Source organism: Neobacillus mesonae, assembly GCF_001636315.1.
In the GTDB taxonomy this organism is placed as follows: Bacteria; Bacillota; Bacilli; order Bacillales; family Cytobacillaceae; genus Neobacillus; species Neobacillus mesonae.
Genome location: NZ_KV440949.1, coordinates 3,808,496 through 3,835,111, shown reverse-complemented (window position 1 = coordinate 3,835,111; position 26,616 = coordinate 3,808,496). Strand labels below are relative to the sequence as shown.

The 26,616-nt window shown below is 40.4% G+C and carries 23 protein-coding genes and 1 riboswitch; of the genes, 8 read left to right on the top strand and 15 right to left on the bottom strand.

Going from position 1 to position 26,616, the window contains the following annotated elements:
• Nucleotides 1–194: 194 nt before the first annotated feature.
• The 5 genes from A6749_RS17870 to A6749_RS17850 form a co-directional block, all read right to left on the bottom strand.
• Entirely contained in the window at nucleotides 195–1,865 is a 1,671-nt protein-coding gene (locus tag A6749_RS17870) for a glycoside hydrolase family 13 protein (RefSeq protein WP_066393194.1), read from the bottom strand.
• Nucleotides 1,862–2,911 (bottom strand): LacI family DNA-binding transcriptional regulator, encoded by a 1,050-nt coding sequence (locus A6749_RS17865; RefSeq protein WP_066393192.1) that lies wholly within the window; start codon nucleotides 2,909–2,911, stop codon nucleotides 1,862–1,864. Before A6749_RS17865 ends, A6749_RS17870 begins: the two co-directional genes overlap by 4 nt.
• A gap of 45 nt (nucleotides 2,912–2,956) precedes the next feature.
• Complete coding sequence (locus A6749_RS17860; protein WP_066393187.1) at nucleotides 2,957–3,799, bottom strand: sugar ABC transporter permease; 843 nt, start codon at nucleotides 3,797–3,799, stop codon at nucleotides 2,957–2,959.
• Nucleotides 3,800–5,089: a carbohydrate ABC transporter permease gene (locus A6749_RS17855; RefSeq protein WP_066393183.1), complete on the bottom strand. Its 1,290-nt coding sequence runs from the start codon at nucleotides 5,087–5,089 to the stop codon at nucleotides 3,800–3,802.
• Between the two features lie 144 nt (nucleotides 5,090–5,233).
• Complete coding sequence (locus A6749_RS17850) at nucleotides 5,234–6,514, bottom strand: extracellular solute-binding protein (RefSeq protein ID WP_066393180.1); 1,281 nt, start codon at nucleotides 6,512–6,514, stop codon at nucleotides 5,234–5,236.
• A gap of 260 nt (nucleotides 6,515–6,774) precedes the next feature.
• On the opposite strand from A6749_RS17850, the gene A6749_RS17845 reads away from it, so the two are divergent.
• Together A6749_RS17845 and A6749_RS17840 are read left to right on the top strand one after the other, a co-directional pair.
• Nucleotides 6,775–8,538 carry an alpha-glycosidase gene (locus A6749_RS17845; protein WP_066401033.1) on the top strand — a complete coding sequence of 588 codons (1,764 nt, stop codon included), beginning with the start codon at nucleotides 6,775–6,777 and terminating at the stop codon, nucleotides 8,536–8,538.
• Nucleotides 8,539–8,565: 27 nt separating this feature from the next.
• Nucleotides 8,566–10,239, top strand: a complete 1,674-nt coding sequence (locus A6749_RS17840) for an alpha,alpha-phosphotrehalase (protein WP_066393173.1) — start codon at nucleotides 8,566–8,568, stop codon at nucleotides 10,237–10,239.
• A 104-nt stretch (nucleotides 10,240–10,343) separates the two neighbouring features.
• Here the strand turns inward: A6749_RS17840 and A6749_RS17835 are convergent, their stop codons facing one another.
• Entirely contained in the window at nucleotides 10,344–10,739 is a 396-nt protein-coding gene (locus tag A6749_RS17835) for a globin domain-containing protein (RefSeq protein WP_066393162.1), read from the bottom strand.
• A 215-nt stretch (nucleotides 10,740–10,954) separates the two neighbouring features.
• On the opposite strand from A6749_RS17835, the gene A6749_RS17830 reads away from it, so the two are divergent.
• From A6749_RS17830 to A6749_RS17815, 3 genes are all read left to right on the top strand, one after another.
• Complete coding sequence (locus tag A6749_RS17830; protein WP_407937515.1) at nucleotides 10,955–11,305, top strand: DMT family transporter; 351 nt, start codon at nucleotides 10,955–10,957, stop codon at nucleotides 11,303–11,305.
• A gap of 1 nt (nucleotide 11,306) precedes the next feature.
• Nucleotides 11,307–11,621: a DMT family transporter gene (locus tag A6749_RS17825; protein ID WP_066393160.1), complete on the top strand. Its 315-nt coding sequence runs from the start codon at nucleotides 11,307–11,309 to the stop codon at nucleotides 11,619–11,621.
• Between the two features lie 893 nt (nucleotides 11,622–12,514).
• Nucleotides 12,515–13,804, top strand: coding sequence for an MFS transporter (locus A6749_RS17815; protein WP_066393156.1), 1,290 nt, complete (start codon nucleotides 12,515–12,517; stop codon nucleotides 13,802–13,804).
• A 57-nt stretch (nucleotides 13,805–13,861) separates the two neighbouring features.
• Here the strand turns inward: A6749_RS17815 and A6749_RS17810 are convergent, their stop codons facing one another.
• From A6749_RS17810 to nagZ, 3 genes are all read right to left on the bottom strand, one after another.
• Nucleotides 13,862–14,707, bottom strand: coding sequence for a pentapeptide repeat-containing protein (locus A6749_RS17810; RefSeq protein WP_066393153.1), 846 nt, complete (start codon nucleotides 14,705–14,707; stop codon nucleotides 13,862–13,864).
• A 215-nt stretch (nucleotides 14,708–14,922) separates the two neighbouring features.
• Nucleotides 14,923–15,486, bottom strand: a complete 564-nt coding sequence (locus tag A6749_RS17805; RefSeq protein WP_066393150.1) for a DUF3995 domain-containing protein — start codon at nucleotides 15,484–15,486, stop codon at nucleotides 14,923–14,925.
• Nucleotides 15,487–15,725: 239 nt separating this feature from the next.
• Nucleotides 15,726–17,480, bottom strand: a complete 1,755-nt coding sequence (gene nagZ / locus A6749_RS17800) for a beta-N-acetylhexosaminidase (RefSeq protein ID WP_066393148.1) — start codon at nucleotides 17,478–17,480, stop codon at nucleotides 15,726–15,728.
• Nucleotides 17,481–17,731: 251 nt separating this feature from the next.
• Between nagZ and A6749_RS17795 the strand changes: the two genes are divergently transcribed.
• Both A6749_RS17795 and A6749_RS17790 read left to right on the top strand, forming a co-directional pair.
• Nucleotides 17,732–18,103, top strand: coding sequence for a VOC family protein (locus A6749_RS17795; protein ID WP_066393145.1), 372 nt, complete (start codon nucleotides 17,732–17,734; stop codon nucleotides 18,101–18,103).
• 22 nt (nucleotides 18,104–18,125) lie between these two features.
• Entirely contained in the window at nucleotides 18,126–18,680 is a 555-nt protein-coding gene (locus A6749_RS17790; protein ID WP_066393144.1) for a GNAT family N-acetyltransferase, read from the top strand.
• A gap of 92 nt (nucleotides 18,681–18,772) precedes the next feature.
• On the opposite strand, the gene A6749_RS17785 is transcribed toward A6749_RS17790, so the two are convergent.
• The 5 genes from A6749_RS17785 to A6749_RS17765 form a co-directional block, all read right to left on the bottom strand.
• Nucleotides 18,773–19,216: a VOC family protein gene (locus A6749_RS17785; protein WP_066393141.1), complete on the bottom strand. Its 444-nt coding sequence runs from the start codon at nucleotides 19,214–19,216 to the stop codon at nucleotides 18,773–18,775.
• 1,024 nt (nucleotides 19,217–20,240) lie between these two features.
• Nucleotides 20,241–21,182, bottom strand: a complete 942-nt coding sequence (locus A6749_RS17780; RefSeq protein ID WP_066393140.1) for an aminoimidazole riboside kinase — start codon at nucleotides 21,180–21,182, stop codon at nucleotides 20,241–20,243.
• Nucleotides 21,179–22,609 carry a sucrose-6-phosphate hydrolase gene (locus A6749_RS17775; RefSeq protein WP_180321138.1) on the bottom strand — a complete coding sequence of 477 codons (1,431 nt, stop codon included), beginning with the start codon at nucleotides 22,607–22,609 and terminating at the stop codon, nucleotides 21,179–21,181. The genes A6749_RS17780 and A6749_RS17775 overlap by 4 nt, the downstream gene beginning before the upstream one ends.
• A gap of 61 nt (nucleotides 22,610–22,670) precedes the next feature.
• Complete coding sequence (locus A6749_RS17770) at nucleotides 22,671–24,074, bottom strand: sucrose-specific PTS transporter subunit IIBC (RefSeq protein ID WP_066393134.1); 1,404 nt, start codon at nucleotides 24,072–24,074, stop codon at nucleotides 22,671–22,673.
• Nucleotides 24,075–24,257: 183 nt separating this feature from the next.
• Nucleotides 24,258–25,250 carry a LacI family DNA-binding transcriptional regulator gene (locus A6749_RS17765; protein ID WP_066393132.1) on the bottom strand — a complete coding sequence of 331 codons (993 nt, stop codon included), beginning with the start codon at nucleotides 25,248–25,250 and terminating at the stop codon, nucleotides 24,258–24,260.
• A 145-nt stretch (nucleotides 25,251–25,395) separates the two neighbouring features.
• Nucleotides 25,396–25,440: riboswitch (PreQ1 riboswitch) on the top strand.
• Nucleotides 25,441–25,479: 39 nt separating this feature from the next.
• Here A6749_RS17765 and A6749_RS17760 point away from each other — a divergent pair.
• Nucleotides 25,480–26,001, top strand: a complete 522-nt coding sequence (locus A6749_RS17760; protein WP_066401031.1) for a QueT transporter family protein — start codon at nucleotides 25,480–25,482, stop codon at nucleotides 25,999–26,001.
• 85 nt (nucleotides 26,002–26,086) lie between these two features.
• On the opposite strand, the gene A6749_RS17755 is transcribed toward A6749_RS17760, so the two are convergent.
• Nucleotides 26,087–26,605: a hypothetical protein gene (locus tag A6749_RS17755; protein WP_066393130.1), complete on the bottom strand. Its 519-nt coding sequence runs from the start codon at nucleotides 26,603–26,605 to the stop codon at nucleotides 26,087–26,089.
• Between the last annotated feature and the right edge of the window lie 11 nt (nucleotides 26,606–26,616).

Sequence of the window (26,616 nt, the reverse complement as noted above, 5' to 3'; positions counted from 1 at the left end):
CGCGCACTTATGAACTTTCTATAGTGCGCATAATTGGATTCCAGTCTCCCAACTGCCTATAACCGATTCAAAAAGATTGTGATTTTCCTTATCAAAACGGTGTTTTATTCCTCTTTAAAGACCTCTAAATAAACTCCAAAAGAACCAAGCAAAAAAAGACGATTCAAGGTCTCGCCCCTCGAATCGTCTTATATTTAATCTTTTATTCGGTAAACTCTTGTCTCATACGGCTTCAGGTTAAGTTCCCGAATCGGTTCATGCACATTTACTTCATAATTATTTAACAACAGCTGATCATAGTTAAAGGTATATCCTTTAATAAGCGCATCACTTAAAGAAAGATTGGCGACGACCATTACCTTCTCATCCTTCAGCGTCCTGGTATAAGCAAAGATCTGCGGATCATTCTTTAACAGCAAATCATATGTGCCGTAAGTAAATACCTCGTTTGCCTTTTTCAAGCGAATCATTTTTTTGTAAAAATTCAAGATTGAATCAGCGTCTTTTTGCTGTCCCTCGACATTGATTTCTTTATAATTCGGATTCACCTTCAGCCAAGGAGTTCCGGTTGAAAATCCGCCATTTTCTTCATTTGACCATTGCATCGGGGTGCGTGAGTTATCGCGGCCGGAAGCCCAGAGGATTTCCATAATATCCTGTTGCGGCACTCCTTCTTCCCGTTTCAAGCGGTACATATTCTTCGCGGAAACATCGTCATATTCATCTATCGAAGCAAATTGGACATTAGTCATGCCGATTTCCTGACCCTGATAAATAAACGGCGTCCCTTGCATTAGAAAATACATTGCTGCAAAGGCAGTAGCACTTTCCCGCCAGTATTCCTTGTCATTTCCCCAAGTGGAGACAACCCGGGCTTTATCATGGTTTTCAATAAACAGCGCATTCCAGCCCTTACCCTCGAGAGCCTTTTGCCATCGTGACAAGACGTTTTTTAATTCAACAATATCAAGCTCTTTCTTTTTCTCTGCATCCCACAGGCTGAGATGCTCGAATTGAAATACCATGTTAAACTTGCCTTCATCTTCGCCTACCCAAAGCTCTAGATCGCGGGTATCCTCAACCGTTACTCCGTTCGCTTCACCGACGGTCATGATGTCGTATTTAGAGAATGTTTCTACCTTTAACTCCTGAAGAAAGGTATGGATCCCTTCCACATTCATCATTTTGTCGTAGGCCGGAACATATTTAAGTCCTTTTGGATTCGGCATATCCTTAAGACCCGCTTCTTTTTTAATGTGACTGATTGCATCCACACGGAAGCCGTCGATTCCTTTATCAAGCCACCAATTAATCATTTTATATAATTCAGATCGAACAGCTTTGTTTTCCCAATTCAAATCTGGCTGTTTTTTCGAAAAAATATGCATGAAATATTGATCGGTTTGTTCATCGTATTCCCAGGCCGAACCGCTGAAAATACTCTCCCAGTTATTCGGTTCTTTTCCTTTTTCCCCATCACGCCAAATATACCAATCGCGCTTAGGACTATCTTTTGATGAGCGGGATTCAATGAACCATGAATGTTCATCGCTGGTATGATTGATGACAAGATCAAGGATCAGTTTCATCCCGCGCTTATGCGTTTCGTCTAGCAGCAGATCAAAGTCCGACATTGTCCCGAACTCGGCCATGATTTCCTGATAGTCGCTGATATCATAACCATTATCATCATTTGGAGATTGGTACATTGGGGAAACCCAAATCACATCAATTCCCAAATCCTTCAAATAATCAAGCTTAGAGATAATTCCATTGATGTCGCCAATCCCATCCCCATTGGAATCCATAAAGCTGCGGGGATAAATTTGGTAGGCAACCGCTTCTTTCCACCATAATTTTTTCATGTTAAATCCTTCCCAATCCTAGCTGTATTTAGCTCGGTACAGGATGAGCGCTTCACCAAACGATGCGAAATAATCAGCCGTTTCTTTGGCTCTTTCTCATTCTCAACCATTTGGATTAAATTTTTCGAAGCTTGGTAACCGAGCTCAAATATATTAATATCTACCGAGGTTAATGGCGGTTTGGCCATTTCCGCAAGCAGTACATTATTGAAACTGACAATTGAAATATCCTCCGGAACTCTTATTCCCAATTCATCAAGAGTATTCAGAACACCAAGCGCCATGAAGTCATCGGCAACTACAAGGGCTGTCGGCGGCTCTTCAAGTGCCATTAATTCACGGACCGCCTCCTGACCGCCTTCCCGTAAAAATGCTTCATGAACAATATATTCATGTTTTACCGGAATGCCTGCTTCATGCAACGCTTTTTCATAGCCATCCTGCCGGTCCACGGTTACAATCAACTCTGTCGTTCCGCCAATAAAGGCAATCTGCTGATGTCCTAATCGGATTAAGTAATTAGTTGCTTCTTTCATTGCACCGACATTATCATTATCTACATGAGTAATTTCCTCAATATTTTTGTGTGGCTTCCCAATCAAGACAAATGGAAATTTTCTTTTTCGCAAATAAGAGATTACCTTATCCTCAACTCTTGAGGTAAGCAGGACAACGCCATCCACTCGTCTTCCCTGTACCATTTGGATGACAGCTTCAAGAATTTCTGCTTCTGATTTACCTGTCGTCATATGCAGGGCATAATTTTTTTCCTGCGCTCCCTCGCTAATCCCTTGCAGGACGGTTGGGAAAAAGGGATTCTGAAAGCCGACATCCTTCGAGCTTGGCATCACAAGACCAATCGTCTGTGTGGATTTACTTGCCAGATTTCTAGCATTTAAATTAGGATGATAGCCAAGCTGTTCCATAGCATCTTTCACTTTTTGCTTCGTTTCTTCACTTATACGCGGACTGTCTGCAATCACCCTTGAGACCGTTGAAGGTGCCACATTTGCTAGCCTTGCTACATCTTTAATCGTTACGGTCATAATATTCTCCCCTCTCAAAGGAAGCTAAATAGTAATATAATACACTTACCCTTTTGTACCGCCTGCTGTCAATCCTGATACGAAGAAGCGCTGGAAGGACAAGAAGAGTATCGCAATCGGCACAGCAATTAACACAGCACCTGCAGCAAAGGTCGTAAATTCAGCACCAAACTGCTTCGCAACAAGGTCATAAAGCCCGACTGCGAGCGTATAATTCTCTTCCGTTCTAAGTAAAATGCTGGCGATGATAAAATCGGCAAATGGCGCGATAAAGGCGAACAAGGCAACAACTGCAATAATCGGTGTTGCAAGCGGCATTACGATTTGGAAAAAAATCCGCAGATGTCCGGCCCCATCGATCTTCGCTGACTCATCAAGCTCTTTCGGAATCGTATCCAAGTACCCTTTCATCAGCCATGTGTTCATTGGGATTTGCCCGCCGACATACACAAGGATCAAACCTAAATGTGAGTCAATTAATTTAGTAAGCGTTGCTAAAATATAAATTGCAATTAGCGCCGCGAAGTTAGGAATCATTTGTAAAATTAAGAAGGTGACAAGCCCATTTTTCCGGCCGACGAAACGGTATCTAGAAAAAGAATAGGCTGTTAAACTAACAAGAATAACGGTAAACACCATTGTTAAAATACTTACCTTCAGCGAGTTAATATACCAATAGACATAATTGCTTTTCTCCATATTGAAAAGCTCTTTGTAGTGATCAAGTGTCGCATTCTTTGGAATGATACTAGAACCTGACAAGCTTTGCCCTGGGTTAAACGATGACCCGATAATCCAAGCCAGCGGATAAAGAATAATCACAAACATAACCAAAACCACTAGATAAGTTAATGTCAGTCTGATGATTTTCTGCCTTTTTATACTCATTTACATCATATCCTCTTCTTGGAATGATTTTGTTCTTCTAAACTGCCAGATGGCAACGGTAATGACGATAATCGATAATAACATTGTCAGTGTTGCGGCCTTAGAATATTGAGCCGATGTCATCGTCAGACGATAAATCCAAGAAATCAGAATATCTGTACCGCCTGCATTTTGTCCGGAAACAGCAGGTCCGCCGCCATTAAATAGGTAAATAATGTTGAAGTTATTAAAGTTAAACGTATATTGTGTAATCAATACAGGTGCTGTCGCATATAACACAAGCGGCAAAGTAATGTTTTTAAACTTTTGCAAATTGGATGCCCCGTCAACTGTGGCAGCTTCATATAAATCCTGCGGAATCGACTGCAGGACACCAGTGACCATCGCAAAAATGAACGGGAATCCCAGCCATGTTTGAATTAGGATTAACGCAATCCTAGTAAACAACGGTTCCGTCATCCACGGCAGCCCTTCAATTCCGAAAAAGCCAAGTATATCCCGGTTAATCGCCCCAAATGATTCATTAAACATCCCAGCAAAAACAAGGATGGAAACAAATGCAGGTACCGCCCACGGCAAGATGAACACAGTCCGCATAATCGCCTTACCTTTAACATCCTTTTGGTTGACAATAATCGCTAGGAAAATCCCTAACGCCACTTGAAAAGTCGTCGCGACGAACGTCCATACTAATGTCCATGCTAAAACAGAGAAAAAGGTCTGACGCCACATATCGACTTTAAATATTTCAACAAAGTTTTTTAAACCTACCCAATCAACAAGCTTTGCTGGCGGGGAGTGATAGAGGTCATAGTTTGTAAATGCAAGTAAAATAACGAAAATAATCGGAAAAATAACAACGAAAACTAACAGTAAAAATCCGGGAGACATAATTAAATAAGGAAAGCCATTGTCCACAAGGTTTCGGTACTGTTCTTTAACAGAGCTAACGGGCTCATTGGTATCGTGTTTTTTCCCTACTTTAAAGGCATCCCGCAGGTTAAAAATATAGAAGCCAAGTCCGAAAACAATGACAATAAGCGCTAAAATCCCGTACACCAATAGGAAAATCGAGTGATCTTCAAATGGAATTTCACCTAAAGTAACGAGACCCCATAAGCCGATATTTAATAAATCTTTAAACACAAAGATGAACGCGGCACTCAAAATGAGGAACGAAACACCCTTTAAGATTTGTTTGTTGTAAATCTGCCCGAGCCCAGGAATGATGGATAGGGCCAACGCTTTCTTACGATGACTGGTTGTATAGGACACTTCCCCTTTTGACATCCTAAACTCCCCTTTCTTAACTAAATAAGCACTCTTTTCGCTTAGAGGCTTTATCAAGAAGAAACCATTTCTTCCTCATAAAGCCCCTAAAATAATGTGAAAGTGGGGCAGTACCCCGGAGAAAGAGGTACTGCCATTGTTACATTATTTTGTAGAATCAATGTTTGTTTGGATTTGTTTAACCGCTGAATCCAGCGCCTTTTTAGGTTCTGTTTTTCCAGTTACGATGGTTTGTAATGATTTTGCCATCGGATCCCAAACCTGACCCATTTCAGGAATGTTTGGCATTGGAGTTGCGTATTGAGACTGCTCTGCAACCGCTTTTGCCCCTTCATTGTCTTTGATGGCCGGATCATCTAACAATGCTTTATTTGTTGGAACTTCAGCCGTTTGTTCAAAACGATATTTTGAGTTTTCATCATTTGTCATGAACTCAAGGAACTTAGTAGCCCACTCCTGGTTTTTCGAATAAGCAGATACATGCCAGCCTTTAACACCCATAAATGTTTTAACATGTTCACCGTTTGGAAGTGTTGGAAGTGCAGCCATACCGATTTCAAAACCTGCTTTTTTCCCTGCATCTGCGTACGGTTGGAAAGCCCAAGGTCCGTTCATAACGGCCGCTACTTTACCTTCTTGGAACAGGCCGTCCATTGCGGAACCGCCATTTTCACCAATAATGCCTTTAGGGAATAGTCCTTCTTTGTACCATTTCTGAATGTATTCAGCACCTTTAACAGCACCGTCATTGTTTAAACCTATATCTTTAGGGTCAAGCGTGCCATTATTATCTTTAAATACATAGCCGCCCATACCGCCGATAATACCATGTGCAAAATAGTAGTTATCCCAAAGAGCTAAGAAACCATATTTACCATCTTTCGTGAAATCTTTTGAAAATGCATAAACATCGTCCATAGTCTTAGGAGCTTCAGACATTAATTTTTTATTGTAAATAAGAACTGGAGTCTCAGATGACTTTGGAAGACCATAAAGTTTTCCATTATATGTTTCAGCTGCAATGGATGAATCTGAAAATTTATCTGTCACTGATTTATCTACTTTAAGCTCTGCAATTAAACCTTCAGTCGCAACCTGGCCGATTTGGTCATGTGGTAAGGTTACAATATCAGGGCCTGTCCCGGCAGGACCATCAAGACGCAGCTGGTCACGCATTTTTGTAGCCATTTCTACTTCTTTAAATTCAACTTTGATCCCATTCTCTTTTTCGAAATCAGCCGCTGCCTTTTTAAGCCAGCCTGATTTATCTTTATCTTCCCAAACAATCAGTTTTTCCGGCTTAGCCGCTGTTTCTTCCTTCTTACCGGTATCCTTTGTGCCTGCATCGTCTCGTTTCGGACCACAAGCTGAAAGAACACCAAGCATTAAGACAACCATCATGAAAATAGAAAGTGCCTTTTTCATTTTGTCCCCTCCTGAAATTGTAGGAATGTTTTGAGCCGTGTCAATCATTTTTCAATGTTTTTCTTATAGCGCTTTCATTTGCGAAAACGATTGCACAACGTAATTTCATTATAATGCCTAGATAAAAATTTACAACCATTTTTTCAAAAAAATTTTTAACATTATTTTGGTAAAAAAATCATCAAATCATTTTGATAAAACGGTTTCTTTTTAGTAAAATAGCAATAAAATCACTTCCCAAGAAAGAGAGTTGATTGGATTTGTTAAAAGAAGCGGTTTACCATCGTCCTAAGGATAATTATGCATACGTTTGCACTACAAGTGAGTTGCATATTCAAATCCGCACGAAAAAAGATGATATAAAAAGGGTAACCTTGCTCCACGGTGATCCCTATGACTGGAATAGAAAACAGTGGCAGCCCACCACCATGGCGATGAAAAAGAGCGGGTCTGATCAATTATTTGATTACTGGTTTGCGGCCGTCACACCACCTTTTAAGCGATTCCGCTATGGGTTTATTTTGGATGACGGATCTGAAACAGCCTGCTATACCGAAAAAGGCTTTTATGCGGAGCCTCCTGTGGATGATACAGCCTATTATTTCGCCTTTCCATTTATGAACGAAGCGGATATTTTCCGGGCACCGGAATGGGTAAAAGACACCGTTTGGTACCAAATCTTCCCTGAACGGTTTGCGAACGGAAACAAGGATAACGATCCTGTGAATGTGATTCCATGGGGCAGTGAAGCCCCATCACCATCTAACTTTTTTGGAGGCGACCTCGAGGGTGTTATTCAAAAGGTTCCATATCTAAAGGAGTTAGGAATCAGCGGCATTTACTTTACACCAATTTTTAAAGCATATTCGAACCACAAATATGATACCATCGACTATCTGGAAATAGACCCGCAGTTTGGAACGAAGGAAACCTTGAAAAAATTAATCGAGGTCTGCCATGAGAACGGCATTAAGGTGATGTTGGATGCTGTTTTTAACCATAGCGGCTTTTATTTCCCACAGTTTCAGGATGTGTTAGAGAACGGAGAAAATTCGCGCTTCAAAAATTGGTTCCATGTTCATGAGTTTCCATTAGTTACCGAACCGCAGCCAAACTATGATACGTTTGCCTTTACACCGTTGATGCCGAAATTAAAGACGGAAAACCCGGAAGTAAAGGAATACCTTCTTTCGGTTGGACGCTATTGGGTGAAGGAATTTGATATTGACGGCTGGCGTCTCGATGTCGCCAATGAAGTCGATCACGCATTTTGGCGCGAATTCCGCCGTGAAGTCAAATCGCTCAAGCATGATTTATATATCCTTGGGGAAGTATGGCATGATGCTATGCCATGGCTTCGCGGTGATCAATTTGATGCCGTGATGAACTATCCTTTTATGACGAATATCTTGAACCTATTTGCCAAGGAGAGCATTTCGGTAAAGGAATTCGTTGAAAATATGACGAGTGTAATTCATATGTATCCGAAAAACGCTAATGAAGTTGCCTTTAATTTGGTCGGCAGCCATGATACGGCAAGGATTTTAACATTGTGTGATGAGGATATCGATAGGGTAAAACAGGTATTTACAGTCTTGTTGACGTTTATCGGCTCACCTTGCATCTATTATGGCGATGAAATTGGCATTACCGGTGAGATGGATCCTGGCTGCAGGAAGTGCATGGTGTGGGAACAGGAAGAACAAAATCGTGATTTGTTTGAACATGTGCAGAAATTGATCCACCTCCGCGGCAAGCATCCATTACTTGCAAACGACGGTGACCTGCGCTTTATTTCGGATGGATCTGATGATGGTTGTTTGGTCTATACAAAGTCCGGCTCTGGAAAAAACGCTGTAGTTATTCTTAATACAAGTAGCGAAGCGGTTAATTATACGGTATCAGTCGATGTTAGGAGAAAAACTGTGATGAATCTTTTTGAAGATAAGGAGATTGCGATTTCGGGGGATAAATTAGAATTATCCCTGCCGGGTAAGGGGTTTGCTATTTTATTGTTATATTGAAGGGATTCAAGTATGGAGGGGAAAACGATGAGCGTTAACGACGAGTGGTGGAAGAAAAGCGTTGTCTATCAAATATACCCGCGGAGCTTTATGGATTCTAATGGTGATGGAATCGGCGACATCCAGGGGATTATTGGAAAATTAGATTATTTAAAATTATTGGGTGTAGATGTAATCTGGTTAAGCCCAGTTTATGATTCGCCTAACGATGATAATGGCTATGATATCCGTAACTATCAAGCAATCATGAATGAATTCGGAACGATGGCGGATTTTGATCAAATGTTAACCGAAGCACATAACCGTGGCATGAAATTGGTGATGGATTTAGTGGTAAACCATACATCTGATGAACATGCATGGTTTGTCGAATCGAAAAAGTTAAAGGACAATCCGTACCGTGATTTTTATTTTTGGCGGGAAGGGAAAGACGGAAAAGAGCCAAATAATTGGGGCTCAGTTTTCGGCGGCTCGGCATGGCAATATGATGAAACGACCGATGAATATTATCTTCATCTCTTTTCGAAAAAACAGCCTGATCTGAATTGGGAAAACCCGAAACTCCGTGAAAAAGTGTATAACATGATGAAGTTTTGGCTTGATAAAGGAATTGATGGTTTCCGGATGGATGTTATTAATATGATTTCTAAAAATCCGGAGCTGCCCGATGGTGATCAAGGTGAGGGACAACCGTACGGAGACGGCGGCCGTTATTTTATGAACGGACCTAGAATTCATGAGTTTTTACAGGAAATCAATCAAGAAGTCCTGTCGAAGTATCCAATAATGACAGTTGGTGAAATGCCGGGAGCTTCCCCGGCGGACGCTGTTCTTTACACCGATCCGGAAAGAAAAGAAGTCAATATGATTTTTACCTTTGAACATATGGATTTAGACAGCGCCCCTGGCGGAAAGTGGAATTTAAAGCCGCTCGATTTGGTGGATCTGAAAGAGAATCTGGCAAAATGGCAAACGGCGCTGCATAATAAAGGCTGGAACAGCTTGTATTGGAATAACCATGACCAGCCGCGGATTGTTTCACGGTTTGGCGATGATGGTAAATATCGTGTCCAATCTGCGAAAATGTTAGCCGCCTGTCTCCACTTCATGCAGGGGACGCCATATATTTATCAAGGCGAAGAAATCGGCATGACCAATGTGAAGTTTGCGTCGCTTGATGATTACCGCGATATCGAGACCATCAATATGTATCATGAGCGTAAAGAGTTGGGCTACTCACATGAGGAGATTATGGCTTCGATTTATGTAAAAGGCAGGGATAATGCGAGAACTCCGATGCAGTGGGATTCAACGAAAAATGCCGGATTTTCAGCAGGAACTCCCTGGATCAAGGTGAACCCTAGATATAAAGAAATAAATGCTAAGGCAGCTTTAGAGGATTCCCAGTCTATCTTTTATTTTTATCAAAAATTAATTCAGCTTCGGAAAGAACTTAACATCATTACCGAAGGGGACTTCGAGCTGCTGTTAAGGGACCACCCGCAATTGTTTGTCTATGAACGGAAGCTAAATGATGAAAGGCTGCTTGTTGTATGCAACTTCAGCGGGGAAGAAGTAACAGTGGACGATGAAGCGGTTAGTACAAAGCTGAAAAATGATGAGGTTCTACTTGGGAATTATGAAACGGAGGGGACAGATGTACTTCGCCCGTATGAAGTTATTGTGTTGAAAAATAACTAAAAACAAAGCTCCCCTTAAAGAAAGTGAGAGCCTTTGTCCTTAATCCATTTAAAGAAAAAACGAAAAATCCTCACCCCTTTCATTAAAGGATGAGGATTTTTATTTTATTCTTCTGAATCCGGTGTATTGACCATGATGCCGGCTACTTGCGTTAAACGGTCATAAAAAGCTGGGCCTGCCGGATTTTTGTCGAGACCAATTTCTTCGAACGCTTCCTTCATGCAGCGGAGCCAAGCCTTTGCTCTTTTTGGAGTAACTTCGTGCGGAAGATGCCGCTGTCTCATGGCAGGCGCTCCAAATTCCTGACTGTAAAGGGCCGGGCCCCCTAAAAATTGTGGTAAAAATAATTTTTGTTTGCGTTTAATTTCATCCATATCCCCTTCAAAAATTGGCTCTAAATCAGGGTCAGCATAAACGCGTGGGTAAAACGCTTCAACTAGCTTGTCGATTGTTTCCAGCCCGCCAATTTCATTAAATAACGACTTAAATTGATAATCCATTATTCTTCACCATCCTCTTTTAATTTTCCCTGTAGTTATTTTTATTATAATGGGATTTCGCTGGGGTTATCGTGATTTATATCACATTTTTGTCCAATTCTGTCATAAGCAATTTAACCACATTTTTTTATAGCATGTGTTATTCTAAAATAATGCCAAAGTTGTACTTTGGGAAAGATAAATAAAATTAGGCAATTTTGCTTGAGGTGAGTAACTTGAATAAAGCCTGGATTTATGTTTTTTTGACTTGTTTTTTCGAAATCATATGGGTATATGGTTTTAATACAGCTAAAACTTGGTGGGAGTGGGCCATTGTGGTCGGTATTATTTTGCTTGACTTTTATATCCTTCCTAAAGCATGCGAAACACTTCCAACCGGTACGGTTTACGCTATTTTTTCCGGTGTTGGTACCATTGGCACGGTGCTAATGGATGTCATTCTATTTGACGGCACTTTAAACATAGGCATGATTTTGTGCATCATTCTGATAATCATCGGGGTCATTGGTCTGAATCTGGCTGATAATAAATCCGAGAAAAATGAGATCGCGAAAGGAGCTGCCTAAAATGGGATGGTTATTGGTTCTTTTGGCAGCAGCAAGTGAAGTGGCCGGTGCGGCCGGTTTGAAATTATACAGCCAGCAAAAGAATATAGGAAATGGATTGCTTTATATTGGCGGCTTCGGTGCCTCTTTTGTGTTTCTATATACCTCGTTTCATTTTTTACAGCTCAGCATCGCCTATATCGTATGGGTCGGCATCGGGACGGCCGGTGCCGTTCTCATCAACATGTATTTGTTTGGGGAATCAAAGAATATCGGGCGGATGGTTAGTGTAGGGTTGATTATTGTTGGGGTGATAGGGTTGAAAGTGTTTTCTTAGGGGGGCGGGACGGTCTTTTTACCAATGGGCTCACTTTCTACTTTTTCGGGGCAATAGAGGCGAGTTCTTTTTACCGCTTAGCCCTCTTCCGGACCCATTTCGGGCAATAGAAGCGTGTTCTTTTTACCATTTGCACCCCCTTGGACACCCAATCGGGCAATAGAAGCGTGTTCTTTTTACCGTTTGGACCTCTTCCGGACCTTTTTCGGGCAATAGAAACCTTTTCTTTTTACCGTTTGCCCCCCTCCAAGACCTTGCTCGGGCAATAAAAACCACTTCTTTTTACCATTTACACCCCTTGGACACCACAATCGGGCAATAGAAGCGTGTTCTTATTACCATTAGCCCTCTTCCGGACCCATTTCGGGCAATAGAAACCTTTTCTTTTTACCATTTGCACCCCTTGGACACACCAATCGGGCAATAGAAGCGTGTTCTTTTTACCATTAGCCCTCTTCCGGACCCATTTCGGGCAATAGAAACCTTTTCTTTTTACCATTTGCACCTCTTGGACACCCAATCGGGCAATAGAAGCTTGTTCTTTTTACCGTTAGGACCTCTTCCGGACCTTTTTCGGGCAATAGAAAGCTTTTCTTTTTACCATTTGCACCCCTTGGACACCCAATCGGGCAATAGAGGCGAGTTCTTTTTACCGCTTAGACCTCTTCCGAACCCATTTCGGGCAATAGAAACCACTTCTTTTTACCATTTTCACCCCTTGGACACCCCAATCGGGCAATAGAAGCATCCTTTACTGTTTCTTTTTGTTCACAATTCATATTCTCTTTAATTAATCCCTTTACCCCTTTTCTGCAATAAAGTATTTTAATTGCCGTAAAAACACCCTTTTCCTTATAATAGAAGTATACTTAGTTAGGAAAGAAGGGCTTGGGTTGTTCAAAAAGATACACTATGGCTGGGTTATTTTAGCGGTTTGTTTTATCGGAGTTTTAGCCGCTCAAGGCCTGCGTTATTGTTTCGGTGCTTTTATGGAGCCGTGGGAGCACGAATTCACCGCTTCAAGGGGCATGGTTTCGGCCATTTCCTTTGTCAGCTTTATCGTCTTCGCGCTCTCACAGCCGGTGATCGGAAAGCTTATTGACAAGCAAGGCGTGAAGCGGATATTTGTATACAGCATTATCCTGTTAGGTGTTACAACCATTCTCACTTATTTCGCCCAAAATATTTGGCAGCTGCTGATTTTATATGGCGTTATTTCTTCGCTTGGGTTTGGCGGGGCATCCGGGGTGACTGCCTCTATTGCCGTAACTAAATGGTTTCATGAAAAACAAGGCTTGGCCCTTGGTTTAGTGGAAGCGGGCTTTGGTGCAGGGCAAATGGTAATGGTTTCAAGCTCACTGTTTTTAATTAATGCATTCGGCTGGAAATCTACCGTTTTAATTTTAGGTGGCTTTCTTCTGCTGATTGTTTTTCCGATTCTGGCACTTTTTCTAAAATCGGAACCTGCAGAAATCGGCATTAAACCTTTAGGAGCGGCAGGGACCGCGGAAAGGCCGCAACAGAATCCTATTGAAACGAAAGAAACACCCCCTGTTTCGAAAAAGAGGTACCTCTTTCACCGCGGTTTTTGGTTTCTGATTATTCCGTATTTTATTTGTGGCTTTACCACTACAGGTCTAATGGATACCCATTTAATACCGCTTGCCCAATCTTGCGGCTTTTCTATTGCTGTAACGGGCACGGCAGTCAGCCTGCTTGCTGCTTTTAACACTGGAGGAACAGTTGTTGCCGGAATCTTAGCAGACCGATTTGATAATCGAAAAATGCTCGCCTGGATTTATTTTTTACGTGGACTGACGATTGCCTTTCTATTAATCTTTTTAACAAATGCAAAATGGTTAGGCTTTTTCGTAGAAAATCCTTGGCTGTTATTCGTCTTTTCCATTTCTTTCGGTATCGTAGATTTTGCCGTTGTGGCCCCCACAGTAAAATTACTAGCAGGCTATTTTCGCGGCACTTCCTTAGGTGTTGTAACCGGCTTCCTGTATATGAGCCATCAGCTTGGGTCAGCGATCGGCTCGTTTCTTCCCGGAGTCTTCTTTGACCGCGCCGGAAGCTATACAAGTTCATTAGTGTCAGCAGCTATCCTATTGATGATTGCAGCGCTTGTCAGTGTATGTCTGCCGAAGCAAACTGCACAGCAAGAAGTGAAGGCAGCGTAATGAAGCACGGGGACGGTCTCGTGCTTTATTCTTTTTACAATCCTTGGTGAACAAAAATCAGTCAATCCAATGGGAAGGTGGTTGTATATGCGAAGGTAGCTTCGTTTTATCGTTACCTTTAGCTGAATTAATTTGCATCTGGGTTAAAAACATACTTGTGGAAAGATTTGCCCCGCTTAAATTTGCATCGCGTAAATCAGCTCCAATTAAATCAACACCTCTTAGATCTGTATTTCTTAAATCAGCGGCAATTAAATAAGCGCCTCGAAAATCAGTCGTTCTTAAATCTTTACCTGCTAAATTCTTACCAATCCAATCAAAACCCCTGCATTTTTTTCCTATCTTAATAGCAAAAACCTTCGAACTTAGCTCCGTTCGAATGTATTCACTTGTTTCTAGAAACAACTCGTTTACTGGTAATCTACAGCCTATGATATCTAATGATAATAATCTATCAGCATCCATATCTGTTAAGCTTTGTAACTTTTCTAATTGTTTATTTAACTGTTCCTTCAATGAATCTGAAACTTCATAAGTTAATGCTTCAGAGATAAACGCAATCATTTCATATAATTGTTCCATCACAGGAAATACACTAAACATTTTTTCGGCAACTTCAGGATTTTCTTGCCAACTTTGTCCGTTAAAAGTGGATTGAGAAACTTTCTGGCCAGCACCTAAACAATCATACACTGTACATCCCTTAAATCCTTTTTCTCTTAGATTCTTATGAATTTTACAACGATAATCTCCTTGTAAATTAGGACAAGGTGTTCCAGCAGTTTTATTTATTGCAAAATCACTTGATGCTGCAATATTAAGCGCCGTGCAGCAAAGTCCAAAGCACTTCGAACAATCAGCTGTTAAACTTTCTCTAATATTTTTGGCTGTTTCATTAAACATTTTTATAACCTCTTAATATTTTCTACTTTTTGATTATATTGTACATAATTCAGCAACGATTTTTACTTAAACAATAAGAAAAAGCCCAATTTTACTGGGGAACTTGTGAGTGGCTTGCAGAGATCTTAATAATTTTCTTCCACCATGGCAGCTGTTCCATTTCAACATTCTTAATTTATGATTTTACTATAGTTTAAATAATTTTCCGGCTATTGCTATGCGAATCGAACACCTAACAAACCTGTAACAATACCAATGATGACACCAAGCGTACAGAGTATTAACCAGATCGCCCTATTAGTCGGTTTTTTAAAGGAACACCAGCCGAGCACTGCAAAAAGAATCCCCTCAATTAAGAACCATGGTTCGAATAGTAAAAGATCCCATAGCACATAGGCATGTTCACCAACATTGAACGGACCTGATTCTACCTCAATTATTCCAGCAATTTGAAGTAATCGGTGAATGATGCCATAAATGCCATGGGAGGCAGCCACCGAACAGCCTGCCCAGGTTATCGTCAATAATAATCCTTTTAACAGCTTACTATTCCAAAAATAAATCAATACAATCCCTAGGAGCCCAGCTGCGGTTAGGATGGCTGATGCTATCCAATTAATCAGTTCCCATTGAGGTATTTCGGATATAGAAGGCTTTAGTATCGACAGACCCAATGTGCCGCCCAAAGCCCAATAAAGGTGAGGAAACATATAGACGATCGACCAAATAAAAACAGCATAACCCGCCAATCTCTGACTTGTTGTTAATTGCGTTTTCATTAAACACATTCCACCTCCTTTGATCATCTTACCTTGATGATACATGAGCGGAGTTTTATAATAACGGGTCCTGAGATTTATTTATAACTACATCTGAGGAACCATTTTTTGAAAAAAATCCCATTTTACGAACAGTTTTGTTTGATCAGTATTCTAAATCGATTAAAATGCCTGTGGCACCACCCGAATTATGTCAATTTTGATTTCGACAAATGCCGGATGGTGCCACTAAAAGTCATTTATTTTGAATACTCCTTCAGTAGATTTGTGATTGATTTGTTTAGTTCACCTATATTCACGTTTCTCACTTTTTCATTATTAATTCCATAATTATTTTTTAACACAAGAATTCTGCTGACACTATCATTTATCCTTTGTTCGGAAATCTCACCATTAAGAACAGCCTTCTTCAGAGAAGAGATGATTTCGACAATTTTGTTATAATCATGCCCCACTAAAATAATATCACTGCCGGAATTAACAGACTTCACTGCTGCCTGCCCAATATCAAAATGGTCAATAATTGCCCCCATTGTCATATCGTCCGTAATAATAACACCTTTGAAACCTAGCTGATTTCTTAGAATATCCGTCATAACCGCTTTCGACATGGACGCGGGATATTTGGCATCCAGTTGAGGTAATAAAATATGGGCCACCATGACAACATCTGCCCCATTATTGATAGCACGCTCAAATGGAATCAACTCAAGCTCTTTAAGTTCCTTTAGGCTTTTATTTACAATAGGAAGGTCCAAATGAGAATCAACCGATGTGTCGCCATGGCCGGGAAAATGTTTAATTGTTGTGATAATGTCTTGAGACTGAATGCCTTTCATCGTTTGAATCCCCAGCCTGCTAACTACTTCCGAATTGTTTCCAAATGATCGGTCTCCTATAACAGGGTTCTTTGGATTGCTGTTGATATCAAGAACCGGTGCGAAATCAAGATTTAAACCAAATGCTTTTAACTCCTGACCTAAAATTGTTCCGACTTTATATGAAAACTCAGGGTTATTTACCTCTCCAATACTTTTATTTGGCGGAAAGTTAACAAGTCCGCCAGGAAGCCTGGTAACCCGTCCCCCCTCCTGGTCAACACTTAAAAGAAGAGGCAGTTTGGGATCACTTTTAGATTTAATTTGATTCACAAGCTGGAGAGTTTGTACAGGATTTTCCAAATTATCCTGATAAAAAATAATTCCCCCCACCTTATACTGGTTTATTAAATTCTGTGTATTTGTATCCACTGTGGTTCCAGAAATACCAGCAAGAATCATCTGCCCTATTTTCTCCTCCAGGCTCATTTCGGAAATGGTCTTGGTTTTGGTTTGGCTCTCATGCTGATTTGGTTGATTATCAACTTGAGTAAAAACCGAAATATGATCCACTTTAGGATTCGAATCCTGACCTGTTGGTTTTGGCAATATCCATAATAAATCGGTCTTCTTGGTAACATGATAGACAAGAATAATTTGATTATTGGTTGCATCTTGATAATACCGAACTTGGTCAGGCTCACCGCCTGCCTTCTTAATCTCATTTAAGGAGATGCTTTGTATTTCGGAGACATACGATCTGATATCATTCACAATTTCACCAGCATAACCAAAGACAACATGGTATTTATCATATTCTTCGTATTTACCCCTTGCCGTTTGTGATATGTGATTCGGTTTTCCCCATTTTTCATTAACTTCTATCCGATTGGATTTACCGGAAATAAAGGCAGCGTGTACAACTTTCCCTTCCTTGGATAGGGAAAAGGTCTTCTTGACTAATGCCTCTATATTGTAAGGCCGAACAGTTGACGGCTGGCCATTAGTTGAATCCTCCGGTTTTTTACTGCCCTGAGACGTTTGTTTAGGGTCCACTTTATCTGAAGGCTTGCCACTGTCAAATGCTCCAGTAGCATAAATGGCCGTCAATGCTAAAAATATAAGAAGAATCAAAATAATAATTCCTTTTAACCGAAAAGCCTTTTTATTGTACATTTCCCTTATCCCCTTTCCTATGTTATAGATGCTATGGTTAATATTGTAGTATTTTATGAAAGACTGTTCCACCCAAACATCATATTACTTTCTTATTTTCGGAGTTTCTTCAGTTAGCCGATCCCTGATGTTACATGGAAAAGTTTTTATATTCTTCCACGTGTGTATTTCCTGTTAATTATGTGGAAGTTATTGGTTCTATCATTTATCATAGAAATTGGTAGTAATTGAGAATGGGGGGAGAACGTTCTATGACACAAATACAAAAAGTTGGGCAGATTGGCGTACCTGTTAAAGATTTGCAGCGTGCACTACATTTTTATAAAGAACAGCTTGAGATGCAGCTGTTGTTTAATACCGATACGATGGCATTTTTCGAGTGCGGCGGCTTGCGTCTGCTGCTCAGCCTGCCGGAGCAAGAGCAATATGCCCATGCCAGTTCAGTCGTTTATTTTCAAGTTGAGGATATTAATGCAAGCTATGAAAAATTGCTCGAAAAAGAGGTAGAGTTCCTTGGGGAGCCGCATCTCGTTGCCAAAATGGGCCAAACCGAGACATGGATGGTATTTTTTAAAGACACCGAGGACAACACTCATGCGCTTATGAGTGAGATACATATTTAATTTTTAATGATGAGGTGTTTGGTTGAACAAGTTTAGCTACAAAATTGAAACTGAAAGATTGGTTATTAGACCCTTTGAAAAAGAGGATTATTCTGTTTGGTTCACTGAATATGAAAATAGATTGCCTTCACAACACAAATATGATGAAGGCAAAATCGATATGGGTATCTGGACCAAAGATTGGTTTATGAAATTGGTAGAAAACCAGCAAAGATTGGCTTTAGAGGATAAAGTATATGTTTTTGGTGTATTTCGGAAAGCGGATCATACCCATTTAGGAGCAATAGACTTCTCCACGCTTATGAGGGATGAATTTCAATGGGCAAGATTTGGATATACGATTCACAATCAATTTTGGAGAAATGGATATGGTCAGGAAGCAGTGAAAGCGGCAATAAGTCTTGCATTTGAAAAATTAAATTATCATCGGATCGAGGCTCATATAAATCCCGATAATATTCCATCGATAAAATTAGCGGAAAGTGTTGGAATGACATTTGAATGTATTAGAAAAGGGTTTATATATGAATTTGACGAATGGACCAATAATCTAATTTATTTTATTAACTCAAAGTAGATCTAGTTGAGTGAAAAAGCATGCATACAAAAGAAATGGCCCGGGGAGCGCTTCTGAGCCATTTCTCTTTTTTGTAAATAATGCTGCCTAAATTACTGATCATTGATCACTAACATGTTGGATTCATCAAACTCCCAATCCTCACCATAGGCTACTTCCCAATAATAGCCATCTGGGTCGGTGAAATACCCTCCGTAGCCGCCCCAATCTGTCTTTTTCGGTTCCTTTTGGATTGTTGCTCCTGCTGCCGCCGCCTTTTTGATCACTTCATCTACTTCCTCCATAGACTTTGCATTATAAGCCAGGGTGATACCAGGAAAACCGTTTAGTATTTTGGGCGGATTATTGTGATTAATATCTTTGGCTAGTTCCTCAATTGGATACAAAGCAATTTTGGAGCCTTCATTTCTAAAGAAAATAATAAAAGGATTGGATTCCGTTCCCCTAATAGAGGTGTCAAACCCAAGATCCTTATAAAACTTATGAGCCTTCACAATATCCCTTGTACCGAGGGTAATTAGATTTAATCTGTTCATTTGCTTACCTCCCCAAAAATGACTTTTCTATTTTAATTCTGTAATTTCATCTTATATCCTTTTTTTCGAAAAATAAAATCCGATTTGGGCATTGTTCAAGTTCATTGGAAACAAAACTCTATGAAAAAACAGGAAAAGTGTTTCCAATCCTACCTATTGGAAACAAATCTCCGCGAAAAACGAGTAAAGTGTTTCCAATCGGACCTATTAGAAACAAATCTCTATGAAAAATAGAGTAAAGTGTTTCCAATCACACCTATTGGAAACAAATCTCTGCGAAAATACTAGTAAAGTGTTTCCAATCGCATCTATTGGAAACAAATCTCAATGAAAATACGAGTAAAGTGTTTCCAATCACGCCTATTGAAAACAAAACTCTGCGAAAATACGAGTAAAGTGTTTCCAATCGCACCTATTGGAAACAAAACTCTGTGAAAATACGAGTAAAGTGTTTCCAATCGCATCTATTGGAAACAAATCTATATGAAAAATAGAGTAAAGTGTTTCCAATCACGCCTATTGGAAACAAAACTCTGCGAAAATACGAGTAAAGTGTTCCCAATCACAACTATTGGAAACAAATCTCTACGAAAATACGAGTAAAGTGTTTCCAATCGCACCTATTGGAAACAAAACTCTGTGAAAATACGAGTAAAGTGTTTCCAATCGCATCTATTGGAAACAAATCTATATGAAAAATAGAGTAAAGTGTTTCCAATCACGCCTATTGGAAACAAATCTCTGCGAAAATACTAGTAAAGTGTTTCCAATCGCATCTATTGGAAACAAATCTCAATGAAAATACGAGTAAAGTGTTTCCAATCACGCCTATTGGAAACAAAACTCTGCGAAAATACGAGTAAAGTGTTTCCAATCGCACCTATTGGAAACAAATCTCTTCAAAAAAACGAAAAAAGTGTTTCCAACAGTCTTAAAAGCCAATGTACCTAGTTTTAAAAAAACCTTTAATAGTCGAAAAAACATTCAAAAAAGCCCAAACCATATGATTTGGACTTTTAAATTCCTATCTGTCTTCTAATTCTTTTTTAACCTCTTCCAATGTCGGCAGCCCTGTCATGGCACCCTTTTTCGTCGTTGCCAGACCGCCGGAGATGCTGGCAAAGCGAAGCATTTCCTCTATTTCAGACACAGAAAGTTCAGCTAACGTTTTTGAAGATTCGTTAATTGAATAAAGAATCCCTGAAACAAATGCATCCCCGGCCCCAGTCGTATCTACTACCTTACTTGGCATGGCGGAAACCCTGCCAATCTCGCCTTTAAAGCGATAAATGCTGCCTTCCGCCCCAAATGTCACTAAGATTAGCGGAATGTCAGGCAGCTTTGTAATCCCATCTTCCAAACTGGCACACCCGGTTAAAAACTCAAGCTCTTCCTCCGATACTTTTAATATATCAGCATAAGGGAGCGTTTCTAGAATCGTTTCTTTTGCTTGTTCCTCCGAGTCCCACAATCCTAAACGAAGATTCGGATCATAGGAAACCAGCATACCTGCTTTTTTTGCCAGCTCCACCGCATGGATTGTTGCTGACTTTGCCGGTTCGCTGATTAGTGATATAGAACCAAAGTGAAGAATTTTTTGCCCTGAAAAAACCCCTGGAACCAATTCTTCATTTTTCAAAAAGCGATCGGCACTTGGGTTAATGTAAAAACAAAAATGTCGTTCTCCAGAAGGCTCTAAAGTTACAAATACTACACCCGTTCTTGCTTCCTCCGTTAACACCATTCCATCAACGTTAACCCCGTAGCCGGATAAAGTCTCCTTTAGAAATTGCCCTAATACATCGTCCCCGACCTTGCCAACAAAAGCAGCCATACCGCCAAGCTTCGCGATACCCACTGATACGTTCGCGGGTGCACCGCCGGGAGCCTTTTGATAGGTTAAATTTTCTGCATCCAAGGGGATAAAATCTATCAACGCCTCGCCTAAACAAATAACACCGTTCATACCACACCTCCAAGGTTCCATTTTTTCAACCGAAAGGATGTTGTTCCATTAAAGGTAATTGTGTGATTTTCAGACTGCGGAAAATAACGTGCGGTAAACACCTCTTGTCCACCATTGACGAAAATCTCTAATGAAGAATGATCGATAAAAATCTGAAGCTTCATAAGCGAATCCAGCCTGCACATTCTTTTTTCGCTTAACCCTGTTTTTATATTTCTTCGCAGCAAACTCATTTCCTGCTTTGATGAATCATAGGAAAGCACGGCCTCTCCGCGAAAATTTATTTCAAAACTTCCGGCAACAGCTTCAGCAAAATCAAGCTCTACTTCCGCAGAACAAACTTCGTCCAAGCTTTCATGTTCACCGTAATCAAAACGAACCTCGTCTTGTCGAAGCTTTTTCAATTCCTCTGCTGGTTTTTGAAAAATCTGCCCATCCCGGAGTTTCAATTCCCGCGGGATCGTTAAGGCATGCACCCAATTATTAGCAACTGTCGGCTGATATGGTTCGCTCTCGTCGGTAATCCCCATCCAAGCATAAAGGATGACTCTCCCCGATTCATCTGTAAAAGTTTGTGGGGCGTAAAAGTCAAAGCCGCGGTCCAGCTCCACAAAATCGCCATGCTGAAACTGGGCCGTTTTATAATCCAAATCGCCGACAAAATAACCTGATTGAAAGAGATTATTGTACAAATGCCCCTTCGGCTCCAACCCTTGAGGCGACACCAATAATACCTCTTTTCCCTGTAACTGAATCAAATCGGGGCATTCCCACATATAGCCGAAGTCCTCAAGACCGTTTATTCCGGAACCGGCAATCAGGCCCAGCTCCTCCCAATAATACAAATCATCGGATACAAATAGCACAGCCGCTCCTTTTTCTTCCAATGTTTGAGCACCAATAATCATATACCAGCGGTCTTGCTTGTTCCAAATCTTTGGGTCGCGGAAGTGGGCGGTATAACCGGCAGGCAGCTTAAGAACCGGGCCTTTTTTTTCAAAAGAAGCACCGTCTGTCGAAACAGCTAGACATTGATATGTCTCGCGTGTGCTGTCATCCAACTTCACATTTCCAGTGTAAAACAAGTAAAGTTTCCCATCTGATTCAACAGCACTGCCTGAGTAGCAGCCATTTTTTTCATACCATTCACTTGGCGCCAGGGCGATCGGCTCCTCTTTCCAGCGAACCATATCAACGGATGAATAATGTCCCCAAAACTTCGCACCATGTGTGGTGGCAAATGGGTTCCATTGATAAAACACATGATAAACACCGTTAAATTGGATTAACCCGTTCGGATCATTTAACAGCCCGACCGGGGGCATAAGATGGTAACCAAGCCGATATGGATCTCGCTGGACCTGTTTCTCATATTTTTTTACTTCAGTGTATGCATGTTCTTTTAGAAGACTTTCTCTTTCTGTCATCAAAGAACCCTCCATGCTGTTATTAAAGGAAAAAGGCAAGAGTTCCCTTGCCTTTTTCAAATTATTGCTCAATTTCCTTTTTCACTTTATCGGAATAGCCGAACATCCATGTAAGCACGAAGGCAACTGCGATGGCCACTAAGTTTACTAAAATGTAAAGCATAATCTGGCCGTTTAGGTAAAGCAATGTTCCCGGAATAACGGTTACCGCCATACCTGTTGCTTTCAAGCCCAAAATGGATGAAAGGAATCCGCCGGCCGCACCGCCGATTAACGCCATAATGAATGGTTTTCCATAGCGTAAGTTTACCCCGAAAATGGCTGGTTCGGTAATACCTAAAAACGCTGATAATGCTGAAGGTAAAGCAAGAGCCTTCAATTTTTTTGATTTTGTTTTTAATCCGACAGCCAGTGCAGCACCGCCTTGCGCAGCTACCGAACATGTAATGATAGCATTATACGGATTGTTGTGAAATTGCGATAAAAGCTGAATTTCTAACATATTGAAGATATGGTGTACCCCAGTGATGACGACCAATTGGTTGAGACCACCAATTAAAATCCCGCTGATGCCAAATGGCCATGAAAGCACGTTTGTCGCTACTTTTAAAATATCTTGTTCGACAATATGGAAGATTGGTCCGACGACTAGTAATGATAACGTAATCATGATTAAAAGCGTTAAAAATGGTGTAACAATCAAATCCAATGCTTCCGGAACACGTTTTCTGATGAGTCTTTCAAGCTTTGCTCCAATAATACCGGCAATAAACGCTGGCAACACGGATCCTTGGTAACCAACAACAGGAATAAAGTCTAAGAAATATAGCGGCTTGACGTCCCCGCCAGCAACCCCCCATGCATTTGGCAACGAAGGTGAAACAAGCATCAAACCAAGCACTAACCCGATGATTGGCGTGCCGCCGAATACTCTAAATGTCGACCAAGCCACAAGTGCCGGCAGGAAAATAAACGCCGTATCTGTTAAAACTTGTGTAAAAAGAATAAAGTTCTGTGAAATATCTTCCGGTTTCATCCCGAATAAAGCAAGAACCTGTTCCTGCATCACAAGACCGCGAAGCCCCATAAATAATCCTGTCGCCACAAGGACTGGGATAATCGGCACAAACACATCACCAAATGTTCTGACTGCCCTTTGGAATCGGCTGCCGCTTTTTACCGCTTCTTTTTTCTGATTGGAGGCAGACATTGTATCTAGGCCCAATTGGGAAACTTCTTCGTAGACTTTATTAACCGTTCCCGTTCCAAAAATAATCTGGTACTGGCCGGAGTTAAAAAAGGCGCCTTTTACTTTATTAATAGATTCAACTTTTTCTTGATTGATTTTTTCTTTGTCATTTACCATAATCCGCAGCCGGGTTGCACAGTGAGCAACAGATTGAATGTTTCCTCTGCCCCCGACAGCCTCAATGACTTCTTCCGCAATTTTGCGATTTTCGGACATTTCCCTCACCCCTATTTTTGTGTGGAATCGATTACACATTTGTTAAAAAATTTTTTAATGTATTTTTTAATGTGTAATCAAGTCAGTAAATTTATTCTAATTAATTTGTGGAATCGATTCCACAAATATGAAAAATAAAAGTGTAACCGAGGAGATTACTGTGTGGAATCGATTACACGTTTATTATACACTTGAACGTTCAACTAGTCTATAGGGAATTGTTTTAATTATCTCCTGGTAATTTTCCCCACCTATCTTTTGGAGAATTAACGATGCAGCCTCCTGCCCAGCCTCTTCGATGGAAAAATCAATCGTCGTTAACGCTGGTGAGATAAATTTTGCAAGTTCTGATGCCCCCATACCTGCAAGAGCAATATCATCTGGAACGGATAACCCAGCTTCGCTCAAATACTGCATTGCGCCAATGGCTAACCGATCGGTAACCGCTAACACAGCTGTTGGTTTATTTTCCGCGGCATCCAGTAGAATGGCCTTCATGCTTTCGTACCCGGATTCTACATTAAACACACCTTTTTGCACCCAGCCGGTTTCTACCTTTAAGTTTTTTTCTTTTATGGCATCCAGATAGCCTTTTTTTCGTAAATAACCGACGGCACGATCCTGCTCACTAACACCAATAAAGGCAATTTTAGTATGTCCTTTTTTAATAAGGAAGTTCACCATGTCCTTCGTGGCCTGATAATCGTCAAAAATAACGTTAGCTAAACCGGAGATGGTTTGTCCGACCGTTACAAATGGGATTTTTAGATTATATATTTCTTCCACTAGCGTGCGGTTAATATTGGTGGCTGATAAAATAATTCCATCAACATGACGGCTTTTCAGCAGCTTCAAATATTCAATTTCCTTTTCTGGGTTGAGGTTCGTGTTTGTTAAAAGAATTTGATAGCCCTCTTTTGCCAAAATTTCATCCATTCCTTTTACGAGGCGGCTTGATGTTTCAGTGCTGATTTTTGGCAGGATGACACCAATTACTTTTGTCTTTTTTGTCCGTAATGATTTGGCATTTTCACTTGGGACATAGCCTGTTTCCTCGATGACCTGCAAGACCCTTTTTTTAGCCTCTTCACTCACGTAGCCGGAATTATTTAAAACTCTGGAAACGGTTGTCCGGGAAACATTCGCCCGTTCTGCAATCTCTTTAATTGTGATCATTATGTCTTTCCTCCTGGGCTATCTATAGCCATATCATCATTTTACACAAAGTAGCGGAAATTTAAATGGGAAATTGAATTAAGTTTTTTCAAAATAATGTCATTGACTGGTATTATAGTTTATATTATTATATTAGTTTGTAAGTATGACAGTGGTTCGTAACCATCCCACTATAAAAAACTAAGGAGAATTGAATATGGAAAAAACAACAAACACTTTTCCGCAGCAAATGGCTGCTAAGAAAAACAAGTCTCACGGTGCGCAATCAAACGTGCAGGGAATTGTTGTCAATGGAATTGTCGCAGCATTGTATATTGCGGTTTCGGCCGTCATTGCCCCATTTGGTTTTAGCCAAATCCAGTTCCGTGTTTCGGAGATGTTTAACCATCTCGTCGTTTTTAACAAAAAGTATTTTTTCGGCATAATCCTAGGTGTGTTTCTCACAAACTTGTTCTTTTCGCCGATGAAGGCTTATGACCTGATTTTCGGTGTCGGTCAATCGCTGCTGGCATTGGGGATTACAATTGTTTGTGCACGCTTTATTAAAGGAATCTGGACACGAATGATTGTAAATACAATGGTATTCACGTTTACAATGTTCCTGATTGCCCTGGAATTGCATCTGGCTTTCGGATTGCCATTCCTATTCACATGGTTAACAACGGCTGTTGGTGAATTTGCAGTGATGGCGGTCGGTATGCCAATCATGTATTACATCAATAAGTCTGTCCGTTTTGATAAAATCGTTTAATTAAAAGGGCTGTTGCTTTACTAAAAAAGTAACAGTTCTTTTTATTTATGTTAAATAGCAACCATCTTTGAAAGTACCTTTATCATTACTCCATAGATTGATCATCGAGCCGGAAAAAAATGACCCTTTTCTTATCATGCCAAAATTCAATAGATTGATGGCTTTTCTTATCGATATAGCCGATTATAACTAGACCTTGCTCAATTCGTGTATAGTAATGGTCACCATATGCTTTTCTTACCTTTGCTATTGGATCCCCTGGTTTTACACCTTTTTTAGAAGCTGTTTTACTATTTTCTATAATAAAACGTAAAATATAACCCGCTTTATTCGTGCCAATTTCTACACCATTTTGTATTTTGTAGTAATCATACTTCTCATGATTACGACTTTTTTTCGATATCCCCTTTGCGTACGCTTGTTTAAATCTATCCCCATTAATATTCTCATATAATTGAAGGTTGTTAATGCTTTCATTATGAAGATCTGTACTTTCGGTAAATCTGTGGTGAAATGAACGAGGTAAGCTGGGCTTTAAATAAGCATATAATGCAAAAACTATTACTCCAACCACTATAATCATAATGAATATTTTTCTAGACAAGAACTCCCTCC

Coding starts and splice junctions, on each gene's coding strand:
- A6749_RS17870 (WP_066393194.1), bottom strand. CDS start 1,865: ATGAAAAAATTATGGTGGAAAGAAGCGGTTGCCTACCAAATTTATCCC.
- A6749_RS17865 (WP_066393192.1), bottom strand. CDS start 2,911: ATGACCGTAACGATTAAAGATGTAGCAAGGCTAGCAAATGTGGCACCT.
- A6749_RS17860 (WP_066393187.1), bottom strand. CDS start 3,799: ATGAGTATAAAAAGGCAGAAAATCATCAGACTGACATTAACTTATCTA.
- A6749_RS17855 (WP_066393183.1), bottom strand. CDS start 5,089: ATGTCAAAAGGGGAAGTGTCCTATACAACCAGTCATCGTAAGAAAGCG.
- A6749_RS17850 (WP_066393180.1), bottom strand. CDS start 6,514: ATGAAAAAGGCACTTTCTATTTTCATGATGGTTGTCTTAATGCTTGGT.
- A6749_RS17840 (WP_066393173.1), top strand. CDS start 8,566: ATGAGCGTTAACGACGAGTGGTGGAAGAAAAGCGTTGTCTATCAAATA.
- A6749_RS17835 (WP_066393162.1), bottom strand. CDS start 10,739: ATGGATTATCAATTTAAGTCGTTATTTAATGAAATTGGCGGGCTGGAA.
- A6749_RS17825 (WP_066393160.1), top strand. CDS start 11,307: ATGGGATGGTTATTGGTTCTTTTGGCAGCAGCAAGTGAAGTGGCCGGT.
- A6749_RS17810 (WP_066393153.1), bottom strand. CDS start 14,707: ATGTTTAATGAAACAGCCAAAAATATTAGAGAAAGTTTAACAGCTGAT.
- A6749_RS17805 (WP_066393150.1), bottom strand. CDS start 15,486: ATGAAAACGCAATTAACAACAAGTCAGAGATTGGCGGGTTATGCTGTT.
- nagZ (WP_066393148.1), bottom strand. CDS start 17,480: ATGTACAATAAAAAGGCTTTTCGGTTAAAAGGAATTATTATTTTGATT.
- A6749_RS17795 (WP_066393145.1), top strand. CDS start 17,732: ATGACACAAATACAAAAAGTTGGGCAGATTGGCGTACCTGTTAAAGAT.
- A6749_RS17785 (WP_066393141.1), bottom strand. CDS start 19,216: ATGAACAGATTAAATCTAATTACCCTCGGTACAAGGGATATTGTGAAG.
- A6749_RS17780 (WP_066393140.1), bottom strand. CDS start 21,182: ATGAACGGTGTTATTTGTTTAGGCGAGGCGTTGATAGATTTTATCCCC.
- A6749_RS17775 (WP_180321138.1), bottom strand. CDS start 22,609: ATGACAGAAAGAGAAAGTCTTCTAAAAGAACATGCATACACTGAAGTA.
- A6749_RS17770 (WP_066393134.1), bottom strand. CDS start 24,074: ATGTCCGAAAATCGCAAAATTGCGGAAGAAGTCATTGAGGCTGTCGGG.
- A6749_RS17765 (WP_066393132.1), bottom strand. CDS start 25,250: ATGATCACAATTAAAGAGATTGCAGAACGGGCGAATGTTTCCCGGACA.
- A6749_RS17760 (WP_066401031.1), top strand. CDS start 25,480: ATGGCTGCTAAGAAAAACAAGTCTCACGGTGCGCAATCAAACGTGCAG.